This is a genomic window from Ferrovibrio sp. (genome assembly GCF_036381655.1).
Classification (GTDB): Bacteria; Pseudomonadota; Alphaproteobacteria; order Ferrovibrionales; family Ferrovibrionaceae; genus Ferrovibrio.
This window is the reverse complement of the sequence record NZ_DASVCJ010000051.1, coordinates 1-15,187: the sequence shown is the minus strand read 5'-3', so window position 1 is coordinate 15,187 and position 15,187 is coordinate 1. Positions and strand designations below refer to the sequence as shown.

The 15,187-nt window shown below is 65.2% G+C and carries 13 protein-coding genes and 1 tRNA gene; 12 read left to right on the top strand and 2 right to left on the bottom strand.

Going from position 1 to position 15,187, the window contains the following annotated elements:
- The 4 genes from VF194_RS10255 to ilvD all read left to right on the top strand — a co-directional run.
- Positions 1 to 1,129 (top strand): thiamine pyrophosphate-dependent enzyme (locus VF194_RS10255; RefSeq protein WP_330890639.1); only part of this gene is annotated, 1,129 nt, incomplete at its 5' end.
- 28 nt (positions 1,130 to 1,157) lie between these two features.
- Positions 1,158 to 1,673, top strand: a complete 516-nt coding sequence (gene ilvN / locus VF194_RS10250; RefSeq protein ID WP_330890637.1) for an acetolactate synthase small subunit — start codon at positions 1,158 to 1,160, stop codon at positions 1,671 to 1,673.
- 39 nt (positions 1,674 to 1,712) lie between these two features.
- Positions 1,713 to 2,735, top strand: coding sequence for a ketol-acid reductoisomerase (ilvC, locus tag VF194_RS10245; RefSeq protein ID WP_330890635.1), 1,023 nt, complete (start codon positions 1,713 to 1,715; stop codon positions 2,733 to 2,735).
- 115 nt (positions 2,736 to 2,850) lie between these two features.
- Positions 2,851 to 4,680, top strand: coding sequence for a dihydroxy-acid dehydratase (ilvD, locus tag VF194_RS10240; RefSeq protein ID WP_330890633.1), 1,830 nt, complete (start codon positions 2,851 to 2,853; stop codon positions 4,678 to 4,680).
- 24 nt (positions 4,681 to 4,704) lie between these two features.
- On the opposite strand, the gene VF194_RS10235 is transcribed toward ilvD, so the two are convergent.
- Entirely contained in the window at positions 4,705 to 6,156 is a 1,452-nt protein-coding gene (locus VF194_RS10235) for an MFS transporter (protein WP_330890631.1), read from the bottom strand.
- A 111-nt stretch (positions 6,157 to 6,267) separates the two neighbouring features.
- On the opposite strand from VF194_RS10235, the gene VF194_RS10230 reads away from it, so the two are divergent.
- From VF194_RS10230 to VF194_RS10195, 8 genes are all read left to right on the top strand, one after another.
- Positions 6,268 to 7,128, top strand: a complete 861-nt coding sequence (locus VF194_RS10230) for a helix-turn-helix transcriptional regulator (protein WP_330890629.1) — start codon at positions 6,268 to 6,270, stop codon at positions 7,126 to 7,128.
- Positions 7,129 to 7,409: 281 nt separating this feature from the next.
- Positions 7,410 to 8,975 carry a 2-isopropylmalate synthase gene (locus VF194_RS10225; RefSeq protein ID WP_330890627.1) on the top strand — a complete coding sequence of 522 codons (1,566 nt, stop codon included), beginning with the start codon at positions 7,410 to 7,412 and terminating at the stop codon, positions 8,973 to 8,975.
- Between the two features lie 81 nt (positions 8,976 to 9,056).
- Positions 9,057 to 10,100: a rod shape-determining protein gene (locus VF194_RS10220; protein WP_330890625.1), complete on the top strand. Its 1,044-nt coding sequence runs from the start codon at positions 9,057 to 9,059 to the stop codon at positions 10,098 to 10,100.
- Between the two features lie 52 nt (positions 10,101 to 10,152).
- Complete coding sequence (mreC, locus tag VF194_RS10215; RefSeq protein ID WP_330890623.1) at positions 10,153 to 11,037, top strand: rod shape-determining protein MreC; 885 nt, start codon at positions 10,153 to 10,155, stop codon at positions 11,035 to 11,037.
- Positions 11,038 to 11,049: 12 nt separating this feature from the next.
- Positions 11,050 to 11,589: a rod shape-determining protein MreD gene (mreD, locus tag VF194_RS10210; protein WP_330890621.1), complete on the top strand. Its 540-nt coding sequence runs from the start codon at positions 11,050 to 11,052 to the stop codon at positions 11,587 to 11,589.
- A 12-nt stretch (positions 11,590 to 11,601) separates the two neighbouring features.
- Positions 11,602 to 13,506 (top strand): penicillin-binding protein 2, encoded by a 1,905-nt coding sequence (gene mrdA / locus VF194_RS10205; protein WP_330890619.1) that lies wholly within the window; start codon positions 11,602 to 11,604, stop codon positions 13,504 to 13,506.
- A 2-nt stretch (positions 13,507 to 13,508) separates the two neighbouring features.
- Positions 13,509 to 14,654: a rod shape-determining protein RodA gene (gene rodA, locus VF194_RS10200; RefSeq protein ID WP_330890617.1), complete on the top strand. Its 1,146-nt coding sequence runs from the start codon at positions 13,509 to 13,511 to the stop codon at positions 14,652 to 14,654.
- 102 nt (positions 14,655 to 14,756) lie between these two features.
- A tRNA-Lys gene (locus VF194_RS10195) sits at positions 14,757 to 14,832 on the top strand.
- A 153-nt stretch (positions 14,833 to 14,985) separates the two neighbouring features.
- Here VF194_RS10195 and VF194_RS10190 read toward each other — a convergent pair.
- Positions 14,986 to 15,187: hypothetical protein (locus VF194_RS10190; RefSeq protein ID WP_330890615.1), on the bottom strand; the 202-nt coding region annotated here is incomplete at its 5' end.

Sequence of the window (15,187 nt, the reverse complement as noted above, 5' to 3'; positions counted from 1 at the left end):
CTATACCGGCGGCGGCGTCATCAACTCGGGCCCGGAGGCGAGCCGGCTGCTTCGCGAGCTGGTGGACGAGACCGGGTTCCCCATCACCTCGACGCTGATGGGCCTCGGCGCCTATCCGGCCTCCGGCCGGGCGTGGCTCGGCATGCTGGGGATGCACGGCACCTACGAGGCGAACATGGCGATGCACGACTGCGACGCCATGTTCTGCATCGGCGCGCGCTTTGACGATCGGATCACGGGCAAGACCGACGCGTTCAGCCCCGGCAGCCGCAAGGTGCATGTCGATATCGACCCGAGCTCGATCAACAAGAACATCCGCGTCGACGTGCCGGTGGTCGGCGACGTGGCGCCGGTGCTGGAGGACATGCTCGCCGCCTGGCGACGGCGCGGCGCGAAGCGGCGGGACGTGGCCGGCTGGTGGGCGCAGATCGAGGCATGGCGGAAGGTCGACTGCCTGCGCTATGCGCCCTCCGCGACGACGATCAAGCCGCAATACGCCGTCCAGCGGCTGGAGGCGCTGACGAGGGGCCGCGACCGCTATGTCACGACCGAGGTCGGCCAGCACCAGATGTGGGCGGCGCAGTTCTATAAATTCGACAAGCCGAACCGCTGGATGACCTCGGGCGGTCTCGGCACCATGGGCTATGGTCTGCCGGCCGCGATCGGCGTGCAGATCGGCAACCCCGGCAAGCTGGTGGTCGACATCGCCGGCGAAGCCTCGATCCTGATGAATATCCAGGAGCTCGGGACGGCGGCGCAATACCGCCTGCCGGTGAAGGTCTTTATCCTCAATAACGAATATATGGGCATGGTGCGCCAGTGGCAGGAATTGCTGCATGGCGGCCGCTACTCGGAAAGTTATTCGGATTCGCTGCCGGATTTCGTCAAGCTGGCCGAGGCCTTCCATGGCGTGGGCCTGCGCTGCACCAGCCCGGCCGACGTCGACGCGACGATCAAGGAAATGATCAAGATCGACCGCCCCGTAGTGGTCGACATGTGCGTCGACAAGGCGGAGAATTGCTTCCCCATGGTGCCGTCGGGCGCGGCGCATAACGAGATGATCCTGCCGGATCACCGCGACAGCGACCCCGAGCCGACGGTATCGGAAGAAGGCATGGCGCTGGTCTGAGGCAGCGATAGAAGAAAGTACCGAAACGATGTCCGCGCCGCAGCAGCCGATTCAGACCCATATCCTGTCCGTGCTCGTCGACAACGAGCCCGGCATTCTCGCCCGCATCGTCGGATTGTTCTCCGGCCGCGGCTACAATATCGAAAGCCTCACCGTGGCCGAGGTCAACGACGCGGCGCATCTGTCGCGCATCACCGTGGTCACCTCCGGCCCGGCCGCCGTGATCGAGCAGATCAAGGCCCAGCTCGGGCGCCTGGTGCCGGTGCACAGCGTGCACGACCTGACCGTGGAGGGGCCGCATGTCGCCCGCGAGCTGGCGCTGATCAAGGTGGCCGGCACGGGGGAGAAGCGGGTCGAATCCCTGCGCATCGCCGGAATCTTCCGGGCCCGCGCCGTCGATTCCACCACGGAATCGTTCGTTTTCGAGATGACCGGCTCGACCGAGAAGATCAATGCCTTCATCGAACTGATGAAGCCGCTCGGCCTGATCGATGTTTCACGCACCGGCGTGGTGGCGATCAGCCGCGGCGCCAAACCGCTTTAACGTTCATAACCAACGACGCAGTCCCGAGGAGATAAGACAATGCGCGTTTACTACGACCGCGATGCGGACCTGAACCTCATCAAGGGCAAGAAGGTCGTCATCGTCGGCTATGGCAGCCAGGGCCATGCCCATGCGATGAACCTCAAGGACAGCGGCGTGAAGAATGTCGCCGTCGCGCTGCGCAAGGGCTCGGCCGGCGTCAAGAAGGCCGAGGAAGCCGGCTTCAAGGTGATGACCCCGGCGGAGGCCGCCAAATGGGCCGACGTCGTCATGGTGCTCACCCCCGACGAGGGCCAGGGCGATCTGTGGGTCAATGACCTGCGCGACAACATGAAGGACGGCGCCGCGCTGGCCTTCGCGCATGGCCTCAACATCCATTTCAACCTGATCGAGCCGCGCAAGGATCTTGACGTGTTCATGATCGCGCCGAAGGGCCCGGGCCACACGGTGCGTTCGGAATACCTGCGCGGCGGCGGCGTGCCCTGCCTGGTCGCCGTGCACCAGAATCCCTCGGGCAATGCGCTGGAGATCGCGCTGTCCTACGCCTCGGCGATCGGCGGCGGCCGCGCCGGCGTCATCGAAACCACCTTCCGCGAGGAATGCGAAACCGACCTGTTCGGCGAGCAGGCCGTGCTCTGCGGCGGCCTGGTCGAGCTGATCAAGGCCGGTTACGAAACGCTCGTCGAGGCCGGCTATGCGCCGGAAATGGCCTATTTCGAGTGCCTGCATGAAGTGAAGCTGATCGTCGACCTCATCTACGAGGGCGGCATCGCCAACATGAACTATTCGATCTCCAACACCGCCGAGTACGGCGAATACGTCACCGGTCCGCGCATCATCACGGCCGAGACCAAGGCCGAGATGAAGCGCGTGCTGGACGACATCCAGTCGGGCCGCTTCACGCGCAACTGGATGCTGGAGAACAAGGTCAACCAGACTTCGTTCAAGGCGACCCGCGCCAAGCTGGCGCAGCACCCGATCGAGGAGGTCGGTGCCAAGCTGCGCGCCATGATGCCGTGGATCGCCAAGAACAAGCTGGTCGACAAGGCCCGCAGCAACTGAGCGGTTCCCATCGACGCGAGAGCGGCCGCCGGAGCGATCCAGCGGCCGTTTTCGGTTCCGGCTTCCCTCGGGCACGGGTGCAACGATTTCCGTTTCGCAGCAATAAGGGTGAGAAATGCCAGCGTACCGCTCCAGAACCACGACTCACGGACGCAACATGGCCGGTGCGCGCGGCCTGTGGCGCGCCACCGGCATGAAGGACGAGGATTTCGGCAAGCCGATCATCGCCATCGTCAATTCCTTCACCCAGTTCGTGCCCGGCCATGTCCATTTGAAGGAGCTCGGGCAACTGGTCGCCCGCGAAGTCGAGGCGGCCGGCGGCGTCGCCAAGGAATTCAACACCATCGCGGTCGACGACGGCATCGCCATGGGCCATGACGGCATGCTGTATTCCCTGCCGTCGCGCGAGATCATCGCCGATTCCGTCGAATACATGGTCAACGCGCATTGCGCCGACGCCATGGTATGCATTTCCAACTGCGACAAGATCACGCCGGGCATGCTGATGGCCGCGCTGCGGCTGAACATCCCCGTCGTCTTCGTCTCCGGCGGCCCGATGGAGGCCGGCAAGGTACTGCTCGGCGGCGGCCAGAAATCGGTCGACCTGATCGATGCGATGGTGGCGGCGGCCGACGATCAGGTTACCGACGCGGACGTGAAGGTGATCGAGCGCTCGGCCTGCCCGACCTGCGGCTCCTGCTCGGGCATGTTCACCGCGAATTCGATGAACTGCCTGGCCGAGGCGCTTGGCCTGGCGCTGCCGGGCAACGGCTCGGTGCTCGCCACCCATGCCGACCGCAAACGCCTGTTCCTCGAGGCCGGCCGCCTGATCGTCGAACTGGCCCGGCGCTATTACGAGAAGGACGACGCCAGCGTGCTGCCGCGCAGCATCGCCAGCCTGGCGGCGTTCGAGAATGCGATGACGCTGGACATCGCCATGGGCGGTTCGACCAATACGGTGCTGCATCTGCTGGCCGCCGCCCACGAGGGTGAAGTGAATTTCACCATGGCGGATATCGACCGTCTGTCGCGCCGCGTGCCGGTTTTGTGCAAGGTCGCGCCTGCCAAGTCCGACGTTCACATGGAGGACGTCCACCGTGCCGGCGGCATCATGGCGATCCTCGGCGAGCTCGACCGCGCCGGCCTGATCGACAAGTCGGTCGGTACCGTACATGCGAAAACGCTGGGCGAGGCGCTGGACCGCTGGGATGTCCTCCGCACCAAGGACAGTGCGGTGCATGAGTTCTACCGCGCCTCGCCCGGCGGCGTGCCGACCCAGGTGGCATTCTCGCAGTCGCGCCGCTACGACAGCCTCGATCTCGACCGCAAGAACGGCGTGGTGCGCGATGCCGCGCATGCCTTCTCGAAGGATGGCGGCCTGGCGGTGCTCTACGGCAATCTGGCCGAGGATGGCTGCATCGTGAAGACCGCCGGCGTCGACGACTCGATCCTGAAATTCTCCGGTCCGGCGCATATCTTCGAAAGCCAGGACGATGCCGTATCGGGGATTCTTACCGGCAAGGTCAAGGCCGGCGAGGTGGTGCTGATCCGCTACGAAGGCCCGCGCGGCGGACCGGGCATGCAGGAGATGCTGTATCCGACCAGCTATTTGAAATCGAAGGGGCTGGGCAAGGCCTGTGCGCTGGTCACCGACGGCCGCTTCTCGGGCGGCTCCTCGGGACTGTCGATCGGCCATGTCTCGCCCGAGGCCGCCGAAGGCGGCACCATCGGCCTGGTTAAGAGCGGCGATATCATCGAGATCGACATCCCGAACCGCCGCATCCATCTGAAGGTCGACGACGCGACCCTGGCGCAGCGCCGCAAGGCGCAGGAAGCCGCCGGCTGGCGGCCGGCCAAGCCGCGCAAGCGCAAGGTCAGCACGGCCCTGCGGGCCTATGCCGCGCTGACCACCAGCGCCGCCAAGGGCGCGGTGCGGATGGTCTGATCAGTTGCCCGGCGGCCGTTTCGTTTAGGCTGCGGAAATCCGCTGCAGCCGCCGCAGGCGCAGCATCAGGATGAAGACGACGGCGCAGCCGCCGCAGCCATAAGCTGCGGCGTAGCCGAGCGCCTGCGGATAGGCCGCCGCGCCGCCGGCGGCAATGCGGCCGAACACGGCGATGCCGACCAGGGCCACGCCGAAGGCGCCGCCGACCTGCTGCATGGTGGTGATCATGCCGCTGGCGCTGCCGCTGTCCCTGCCGGGGATGCTGCCGAGCAGGGTATTGAGCAGCGGCGTCATGAACAGGCCGCAGCCGATGCCGAGCAGCGCCAGCGGCGCCACCAGCGCCCTTGCCTGCAGCCCGGCGCCCGCCGTGCAGGCCGTCCACGCGGTCACCAGGAAGGCGAACGCGGCCAGGGCCGCACCGCCGGCGACGGCGATATGGCGATGACGCACCGTCATGCGCCCGGCGAGGATCGAACTCGCCATGAAGGCGATTGCCAGCGGCGCGAAGACCAGCCCGGCCTGCAGCGGCGAGAGCCCAAGGCCGGCCTGCAACGTCACGGTGAGCGCCAGGTAAAAGGCGTTCTGCGTCGAATAGAAGGCCAGCACGATCACCACGCCGCGTGCAAAGACCGGATTGCCGAACAGGCGCATTTCCAAGAGGGGCGCGCGCCGTTGCCGCGATTTGCGCTGCTGGTCGCGCAGGAAAAGCGCCAGCACCGGCAGGGCGGCGGCCAGCATGGCGAAGGCCCAGGCCGGCCAGCCGGCCTCGCGGCCCTCGATCAGCGGATAGAGCAGCAAGGTCAGGCCGAGCGCCGAACCGGCCACGCCGGCAAGATCCAGGCGCCGGGCGTCCTCCGCCCGCGATTCCGCGATCAGGCGCGGCGCTGCCAGCAGCGCGACCAGGCCGAGCGGCAGGTTGATCAGGAAGACCGGCCGCCAGGCCAGCCCGAACAGGTCGGCTTCGACCAGCAGGCCGCCGAGCAGTTGCCCGGCCACCGAGGACAGGCCGATCACGACACCCAGCCAGGCGAAGGCCGTGGCGCGTTCGCGCTCGCCGGGAAAGCCGACCCGCATCAGCGCGAAGACCTGCGGCGACATGACCGCAGCGGCGAGACCCTGCGCCAGGCGGGCGGCGATCAGCGCCGTCGGGTCGGCGGCCAGTCCGCAGGCCAGCGAGGCCAGGGTGAACCCGGCCAGGCCCAGCATGAACATCCGCCGGCGGCCGAAAATGTCGCCCAGCCGGCCGCCGGTGATCAGCATGACCGCATAGGGCAGGGCGTAGCCGGCGACGACGAACTGCACCGCGGCGAAATCCGCCTGCAGGTCGGCGCGGATGCTGGGGACGGCGATATTGACGATGAAGACATCGAGGATCGCCATGAAGGTGCCGGTCAGCATGACGGCGAGACCGCACCAGCGGCGCCAATCGGGCCGGACCATCGGGGTGGCGGCGGAAGCGGGAATGGTGTTGGACATCAACTGCCCCTTCAATGGAGTGGTCTTGCGGGAAGGCGAGGGGCAGGGTAAGGTCGGTTTAATCTATTACCAGATATCTTCTTATCCTATTACTAGAAGTAAGGGCCTGTCGTGCCGCATGCCGCCATCGTCGAGAGCCGCCGCGATCTTTCGGCGTTTTTGCGCAGCCGCCGGGCGCGGCTGTCTCCCCTCGATGTCGGCCTGCCGGCCGGGCCCAGGCGCCGCACGCCGGGCCTGCGCCGCGAGGAAGTGGCGCAGCTCGCCGGGGTCGGGGTCACCTGGTACACCTGGTTCGAGCAGGGCCGCGACATCCGCGTTTCGGCCCATTTTCTGGAAAACCTGGCCCGCGCTCTGCGTTTCGACGCCGCCGAGCGGGCGCATCTCTTTGCCCTGGCGCAGCATCGCCCGCCGCCGCTGAGCGGCGCGGCGGGGGCGGTCGAGGTCTCGCCGGCCCTGCAGCGCATGATCGATGCGCATCCCTATCCGGTCTATGTGAAAACCGCGCGCTGGGACGTGGTGGCCTGGAACCGGCCGGCGACGCTGATCATGGGCGATTTCGCTTCGGTGCCGCCGGCTCTGCGCAATGTGATCCGGCTGGTCTTCACCTGCCCGGATTACCGCCGCCTGATGGTGGACTGGGCCGGCGATGCGCGCCGCATCTTGGCACGCTTCCGCATCAATTACGGCCGCGCCGCCGGCGATCCGGCCTTTGCCCAGCTCGTGGACGAGCTCGCCGAGGTCAGCCCGGAATTTTATCAATGGTGGCCGCAGCAGGACCTGCTCGGCCAGATCGAGGGGGTGAAGACCCTGCGCCATCCGCAGCATGGCGAAATCGAATTCGAGCATACCGCCTTCCAGGTCGATGCCGGCCCCGATCTGCGCCTGACCGCCTACATGCCCCTGGCCGGGCGCAGCGCCGGCCGGATGAAGCGGGTGATCGCCGACAACAAGCCGCTGCGCCTGCAGCTGTGACGGGTATGGCGCGCCGGTCTGGTAAAAGGAGGGGTTGGATTGCAAAAGCGGCCGGCAGATCAGGTGATTAACCTTTAATGTCGCCTCAGGGTAGCCATTCATCCTCTTTTAAGCATGCTATTGGAGAGTGGCTGCGCAATTTTCTGAGTTGACGCGTTTTTTCGCCCTTTGATTGGACCCTGCCCAAGCGTGTACAATATGGTTAAAGTACGGAAACGACGGCAAAATCGGGTTGAAGGCTGCCGGGGGCCAAGCCGGTCCGCCCGAGGGAAGGGTGTATCATGACCAAGACGGCAAACCAGGCGCGCAACCGCGAACGCGTTATCATTTTCGATACGACCTTGCGCGACGGCGAACAATCGCCCGGCGCGTCGATGAATCTGGAAGAGAAGCTGAAGATCGCCACCGTGCTGGAAGGCATGGGCGTCGATGTCATCGAAGCCGGATTCCCGATCGCCTCCAACGGCGACTTCGAAGCGGTCAACGAGATCGCCAAGCTGGTGAAGAATTCCACGGTCTGCGGCCTGTCGCGCGCCGGCCGCAAAGATATCGACCGCGCCTGGGAGGCGCTCAAGCCGGCCAGGCGCGCGCGCATCCACACCTTCATCTCCACCTCTCCGCTGCATATGAAATACAAGCTGCAGATGGAGCCCGATGCGGTGCATCAGGCGGTGATCGACAGCGTGAGTTATGCGCGCAATCTCTGCGACGACGTGGAATGGAGCTGCGAGGACGGCACGCGCTCGGACCCGGAATTCCTCTGCCGCCTGATCGAAAGCGCGATCAAGGCCGGCGCGACCACAATCAACGTGCCGGATACCGTCGGCTACACCGTGCCGGAGGAATACACCCGGCTGATGCGCTATCTGATCGAGACGGTGCCGAACAGCGATAAAGCCAGATTTTCCGCGCATTGCCACAACGATCTGGGCCTGGCCGTGGCCAATTCGCTGGCCGCGATCCAGGGCGGCGCGCGGCAGGTGGAATGCACCATCAACGGGCTTGGCGAGCGCGCCGGCAATGCGGCGCTGGAAGAGATCGTCATGGCCCTGCGCACGCGCGCCGATGCGATGCCTTACGAGACCGGCATCAAGACGACGGACATCATGAAGGCTTCGCGGCTGGTTTCCGCGGTGACAGGCTTCGTCGTGCAGCCCAACAAGGCCATCGTCGGCGCCAATGCCTTTGCGCATGAAAGCGGCATTCACCAGGACGGCATGCTCAAGCATGCCGGCACCTACGAGATCATGACGCCCGAATCGGTCGGCCTGAACCGCTCGACCCTGGTGATGGGCAAGCATTCCGGCCGCCATGCCTTCCGCAAGAAGCTGGAGGAGCTCGGCTTCCAGCTCGCCGACAACCAGATCAACGACGCCTTCGCTCGTTTCAAGGACCTGGCCGACCGCAAGAAGGAGGTCTTCGACGAGGACCTCATCGCGCTGGTCGACGACACCATGACCCGCGGCAGCGACCGGATCCGCTTCGTCGCGCTGCAGGTCATCGCCGGCTCCAAGGGGCCGCAGAGCGCCGAGCTGGAGCTCGTGATCGACGGCGAGGCCAAGAGCGTCAAGGCGACCGGCAACGGCCCGGTCGACGCCACCTTCAATGCGATCAAAGCCTTGTTCCCGCATCAGGCCAATCTGCAGCTCTATCAGGTCCATGCGGTTACTCAGGGGACGGATGCCCAGGCCGAGGTCACCGTCCGTCTGGAAGAGGCGGGCAAGACGGTCAATGGGCAGGGGGCGGACGCCGACACTTTGGTGGCCAGCGCCCGCGCATACATCCATGCGCTCAATAAGCTGCTGGTGAAGCGGGAGAAGACCGCGCCGGCAGCGCTGAGCGCTTGAAAATACGGGGGCTGGGGGTTGCGCTGCTCCGGTATCAAAGGCGATAACGGCGCAACGTTTCGTCGGTGAGGTGACTACTCGATGTTTTCGCGTTTAATGGGGTTTATGTCGGCCGATATGGCGATCGATCTCGGCACGGCCAATACATTGGTCTATGTGAAGGGCCGGGGGATCGTCCTGAACGAGCCGTCAGTGGTCGCCATCACGAACAATCGCGGCAAGAAACAGGTGCTCGCGGTCGGCGACGAGGCCAAGCAGATGCTGGGCCGTACGCCGGGCAATATCGAAGCCATCCGCCCCTTGCGCGACGGCGTCATCGCCGATTTCGAGGTGGCGGAGGAAATGATCAAGCATTTCATCCGCAAGGTCCATAACCGGCGCAGCTTCGCCTCGCCGCAGGTGATCATCTGCGTGCCGTCCGGCTCCACCGCGGTCGAGCGCCGCGCCATCATGGACAGCGCCGAGTCCGCCGGCGCGCGCCGGGTCTTCCTGATCGAGGAACCGATGGCCGCTGCCATCGGCGCCGGCCTGCCGGTGACCGAGCCGACCGGCTCGATGGTGGTCGATATCGGCGGCGGCACCACCGAGGTGGCGGTGCTCTCGCTTGGCGGCATCGTCTATTCGCGCAGCGTGCGCGTCGGCGGCGACAAGATGGACGAAGCCATCATCGCCTATATCCGCCGCAACCATAACCTGTTGGTCGGCGAGGCGTCGGCCGAGCGCATCAAGAAGCAGATCGGCTCCGCCGCGCCGCCGGAAGACGGCAACGGCCTGTCGATGGAGATCAAGGGCCGCGATCTGATGAACGGCGTGCCGAAGGAACTCGTCATCAATCAGCGCCAGATTTCGGAAAGCCTGGCCGAGCCGGTCGGCGCCATCGTCGAGGCGGTGAAGGTTGCGCTGGAGCATACGGCGCCGGAACTGGCCGCCGATATCGTCGACAAGGGCATCGTGCTTACGGGCGGCGGCGCGCTGCTCGGCAATCTCGATCTCGTGCTGCGGCACGCCACCGGCCTGCCGGTGTCGATCGCGGACGAGCCGTTGTCCTGCGTGGCCCTGGGTACCGGCCGCGCGCTCGAGGAAATGAAGACGCTCAAACACGTGCTTTACAACCCGCCTTACTGAGGCGGGCAAGTGTGAACGTCTGGGCATGAACGGAGGGGCTTGACGGGGGCTCATGGCAAGACGATCGGGACGCAGTGCATGGATCGCCGCGCCGTTTCGCGCGATGGTGCAGCGTCTTGCGTTCCTGGCGCTGCTTGCCGCGGCCATCGGCCTCATCCTGATCGGCCGCGTCGACCGCCCGCTGGTCGAGCGTACGCGCTCTCTCGCCGCCGATATCGCCGAGCCGGTGCTCAGCGCCGTCACCCAGCCGCTGGCGGTGATCGATGACATCGTCGGCTGGGTCGACGACATCCTTTACGTGCATGAAGAGAATTTCCAGCTGCGCACGGAGAATGCCCGGCTGCTGCAATGGCAGGAAGTGGCGCGCCGGCTGGAACAGGATAACGCTTCGTTGCGCCGCCTGCTGGCCGCCGGCCCCGATATCAGCCAGACCTTCGTGACGGGCCGGGTGATCGCCGATGGCGGCGGCTCCTTCGTGCGCACGGTTCTGATCAATATCGGCCTCAAGGATGGCGTGAAGAAGGGCCAGGCGGCAATCGGCGAGGGAGGCTATGTCGGCCGGGTGACCGAAGTGGGCCAGCGCGCCGCCCGGATTCTGCTGCTCACCGATCTGAACTCGCGCCTGCCGGTGATGATCCAGGAAGGCGGTCACCGCGCCGTGCTGATTGGCGACAACTCGCCGTTTCCGAAGCTGGAATACCTGCCGGCCGTGGCCAAACCGGAAATCGGCCAGCATGTGGTGACTTCGGGCGACGGCGGACAATTCCCGGCCGGCATCCCGGTCGGCGAGATTTCCAGCGTCGGCGACAACGAAATCCGCGTCCGCCCGGTTGTCGATCTCGGCCGCCTCGATTTTCTCCGCATCATGCAATTCGATGAGACCAGGCTGGAAACGGATGAACCGGCACGGCTGACCGTGCCGATGGCGCAACCGTAGGGGCGGAGCGCCATGTCGGTCCTGCTCCGCCAAGCCGGTCATCAGATCCGCGCTTTGCTGCCGATGCTGAGCAGCCTCGCCCTGGTGCTGGCCGGATTGCTGCCGATCGGGTTGCCGCATTTCGGCTCCGTTTCGCCGGCGCTTGCCCTGATGTCGGTTTTCTACTGGAGCATCTTCCGCAGCGATCTGATGACCATGGCGGGCGCTTTCCTGATCGGCCTGATCCTCGATCTGCTCAGCGGCGGCCCGCCCGGTCTGAATGCGCTGACGCTGCTGCTGACGCATGAACTGGGCGTTTCGCAGCGCCGCGTCTTCCTCGGCTCATCCTTCCTGGTCAACTGGTGCTGCTATGCCCTGGTTGCCACCGCCGCGGCCGCGGTGAGCTGGGCGCTGGTCTGCCTGCTGCATTGGCATCTCTTCCCGGTCGTCCCCGTGCTGGCGCAATGGGGATTGTCGCTGGCGACCTATCCGATGATTTACTGGCTGCTGAGCCTGCTGGAACGCCGCTATCTGCGGCCCGAATTCACCGGCTTCGCGGCCGGCGCGCGGTGATCGGACATGGCCATGAACAGGCGCGATAGCGATCTGCAGCGGGTATTTACCCGGCGCGCCCTGCTGCTGGGCACGACGCAGCTCGGCCTGTTCGGCTTGCTGGCGGCGCGCCTGTATTATCTGCAGGTCATCGAAGCGGACAAATACGCCCTGCTGGCGGACGAGAACCGCATCAGTGTCCGCCTGCTGCCGCCGCGGCGCGGCCGTATCCTCGACCGCTTCGGCGTCGAACTGGCCACCAACCGGCGCAACTATCGCGTTCTGATGGTCGCCGAGCAGACCGACAACGTGGATGCGACGCTGAATGCGCTCGGCGAGCTGATTCAGATCGACGACACGCAGAAGCAGCGGGTCAAGCGCGAGATCGAGCGGCATCGCAGGTTCGTGCCCGTCGTCGTGGCCGAAAACCTGTCCTGGGAGGATTTCGCCAAGGTCAATCTGCATTCCCCCGAGCTGCCCGGCGTACAGATGGATGTCGGCGAAACCCGCGACTATCCCTATGGGGTGGATTTCAGCCACGTCGTCGGCTATGTCGGCGCCGTGTCCGAAAGCGAGCTAGGCGACGATCCGCTGCTGGAATTGCCGGGCTTTCGGGTCGGCAAGAGCGGCATCGAAAAGGTCTACGACGAGAAGCTGCGCGGCCGGGCCGGCCACAGCCAGATCGAGGTCAATGCCTATGGCCGGGCGATCCGCGAGCTGGAACGCGAGGACGGCCAGCCCGGCGAGGATGTCGTTCTTACCATCGATGCCGAATTGCAGCACTACGCCATGGAACGTTTCGGCGAAGAGAGCGGCGCCGCGGTGGTGATGGATATCCATACCGGCGACGTACTGTCGCTGGTATCCAATCCGGGCTTCGATCCGAACTGGTTCAATGTCGGGATCACGCCCGCGCAATGGCGCCAGCTCAGCACCAACAAGTACAAGCCGCTGATCAACAAGGCCATCCAGGGCCAGTATCCGCCGGGCTCGACCTTCAAGATGCTGGTCGGCATGGCGGCGCTGGAAGCGGGCGCGATCACCGCCGATACCCATGTCTTCTGCCCAGGCTACATGGAGTTCGGCAATGCCACCTTCCATTGCTGGAAGCATGGCGGCCATGGCACCATGTCGCTGACGACGGCATTGCAGGAAAGCTGCGACGTCTTTTTCTACGAGGCGGCCCGGCGCACCGGCATCGACAAGATCGCCGATATGGCCAAACGCCTCGGCCTCGGCCATGCCACCGGCATTCATCTCACCGGCGAGCGCAGGGGACTGATCCCGACCCGCGCCTGGAAAAAGGCGGTTCTCGGCCAGCCCTGGGCGCAGGGCGAGAATCTGGTGAACGGTATCGGCCAGGGCTATGTGCTGACCACGCCGCTGCAGCTTGCCGTGATGGTCTCGCGCATCGCCAATAACGGCTATGCCGTCGAGCCGCGCATCGTCAGGCCGAAGGCGGAATTCGGCCCCGAGGAAGATCCGCGCCTGGCCAAGGACCGCTGGCCTCAGGCCGGCATCAAGCAGGATTATCTGGCCCTGGTCCAGGATGGCATGATCCGCGTCACCACGCCGCCGCGCGGCACTGCCTCGCGCGCCCGCATCATGCAGCCGGAATACGCCATGGCCGGCAAGACCGGCTCCGCCCAGGTGCGCCGCATCACCCGCCTGGAACGCGAGACCCGGGTGCGCAAGAACGACGAGAAACCCTGGGAGGAGCGCGATCACGCGCTGTTCGTCGCCTATGCCCCGATCCAGGCGCCGCGCTATGCCTGCTCGGTGATCGTCGAACATGGCGGCGGCGGTTCGGTCGCCGCAGCGCCGATCGCCCGCGATCTGCTGCTGCGGACCCAGATTCTCGATCCGTCGCGCAAGAACCGCGAGCCGGCCGGGATCACCACGGCTGAAAAATCCGCCGACAAGGATACCGGAGGCTGACGATGCGCTCGCACTGGCATGGCCATGGCAACGATCTGACGCTCGGGCGCAAGCTGCGGGACGTCAACTGGGGCCTGCTGCTGCTGATCACGCTGATCGCCAGCATCGGCTTCGCGACGCTGTATTCCGCCGGCGGCGGGAAGATCGATCCCTGGGCCGACCGTCAGATGGCGCGTTTCGCCATCGGGGTCGTGATCATGCTGATCATCTCGGTGACCGATATCCGGCTGTGGATGCGGCTCTCATATCTGTTCTATGGCATCGCCGTGGTATTGCTGGTCGCCGTCGATGTCGTCGGCCGCATCGGCATGGGCGCGCAGCGCTGGCTGGATCTGGGCATCTTCAGCGTGCAGCCCTCGGAGATCATGAAGATTTCCATCGTGCTGGCGCTGGCGCGCTATTTTCACGGGCTGAATTACGACGAGGTGGGGCAGATCCGCTGGCTGATCGTGCCCCTGTTCATGGTGCTGATCCCGGTCGGATTGGTGATGAAGCAGCCCGACCTCGGCACCGCCATGCTGCTGATGGCCACGGCCGGCGGCGTGTTCTTCTTTGCCGGCGTGCGGCTGTGGAAATTTGCCGTCGCCATTGCCGGCGGCGCCGCCATGATGCCGATCGCCTGGAACTTCCTGCATGACTACCAGCGCAAGCGGGTGCTGATCTTCCTCGATCCCGAGCAGGATCCGCTCGGCGCCGGCTACCATATCCTGCAGTCGAAAATCGCGCTGGGCTCGGGCGGCTTCACCGGCAAGGGCTTCCTGCAGGGCACCCAGAGCCATCTGAGCTTTCTGCCGGAAAAGCAGACCGACTTCATCTTCACCATGCTGGCCGAGGAGCATGGCCTGGTCGGCGCGCTGGTGCTGCTGCTGCTCTACATCCTGCTGATCAGCTACAGCTATGCCATCGCGCTGCGTTCGCGCAACCAGTTCGGCCGGCTGCTCGCCGGCGGCATCACCACGATGATGTTCTTCTATGTTTTCATCAATATCGCCATGGTATCCGGCCTCGTGCCGGTGGTTGGCGTCCCTTTGCCGCTGGTTTCCTACGGCGGGACGGCAATGATGACGCTGCTGGTCGGGATGGGGCTTCTGATCGGCGTCTACGTGCACCGGGACGTCGAGATTCCGCGGCATATGAGCGGCCTCTAGCCGGGGCCGTAAATATTTGAGCCGCCGCGGCAAATTCTCTCCCGCAAAGCCCTTGCAATTTGTGCGAATCCCGGTATTTTCGCGGCGCTTCAGACGACCCGTGGGCGCATAGCTCAGTTGGTAGAGCAGCTGACTCTTAATCAGCGGGTCCTAGGTTCGAGCCCTAGTGCGCCCACCATTTTTTCCGCACGTTTCCAATGGGTTAGAAGTGAGGACGGGGCAACATTGCTGCCCCGTCTCCTTCTGTGTCCGCCCTGTGTCCGGCTGAGCGCGAAATTGCCGCGCTGGCCGTCAGCATGGGTGGCGCTGGCGCCGTAGGCGTGCCGATCGCTTAGTCGATAACGGCGACCGAAGAGAGGTAGTAACCCTGCTGTTCGAAGTAAGCTTTGGAGGCTTCGGCGGGGACGTGCGTGAAGAATGGCCCGCCGCTTTCTCTCTCGACGCGGTAGAGCGTGCGTGTGTCGGCTGGTGCCTGGACCGGCTCGGCCTCTATCGCGGTCACGCCCTCGTGGCGGAACAGCGCGATCTCAGAT

Coding starts and splice junctions, on each gene's coding strand:
- ilvN (WP_330890637.1), top strand. CDS start 1,158: ATGTCCGCGCCGCAGCAGCCGATTCAGACCCATATCCTGTCCGTGCTC.
- ilvC (WP_330890635.1), top strand. CDS start 1,713: ATGCGCGTTTACTACGACCGCGATGCGGACCTGAACCTCATCAAGGGC.
- ilvD (WP_330890633.1), top strand. CDS start 2,851: ATGCCAGCGTACCGCTCCAGAACCACGACTCACGGACGCAACATGGCC.
- VF194_RS10235 (WP_330890631.1), bottom strand. CDS start 6,156: ATGTCCAACACCATTCCCGCTTCCGCCGCCACCCCGATGGTCCGGCCC.
- VF194_RS10225 (WP_330890627.1), top strand. CDS start 7,410: ATGACCAAGACGGCAAACCAGGCGCGCAACCGCGAACGCGTTATCATT.
- VF194_RS10220 (WP_330890625.1), top strand. CDS start 9,057: ATGTTTTCGCGTTTAATGGGGTTTATGTCGGCCGATATGGCGATCGAT.
- mreC (WP_330890623.1), top strand. CDS start 10,153: ATGGCAAGACGATCGGGACGCAGTGCATGGATCGCCGCGCCGTTTCGC.
- mreD (WP_330890621.1), top strand. CDS start 11,050: ATGTCGGTCCTGCTCCGCCAAGCCGGTCATCAGATCCGCGCTTTGCTG.
- mrdA (WP_330890619.1), top strand. CDS start 11,602: ATGAACAGGCGCGATAGCGATCTGCAGCGGGTATTTACCCGGCGCGCC.
- rodA (WP_330890617.1), top strand. CDS start 13,509: ATGCGCTCGCACTGGCATGGCCATGGCAACGATCTGACGCTCGGGCGC.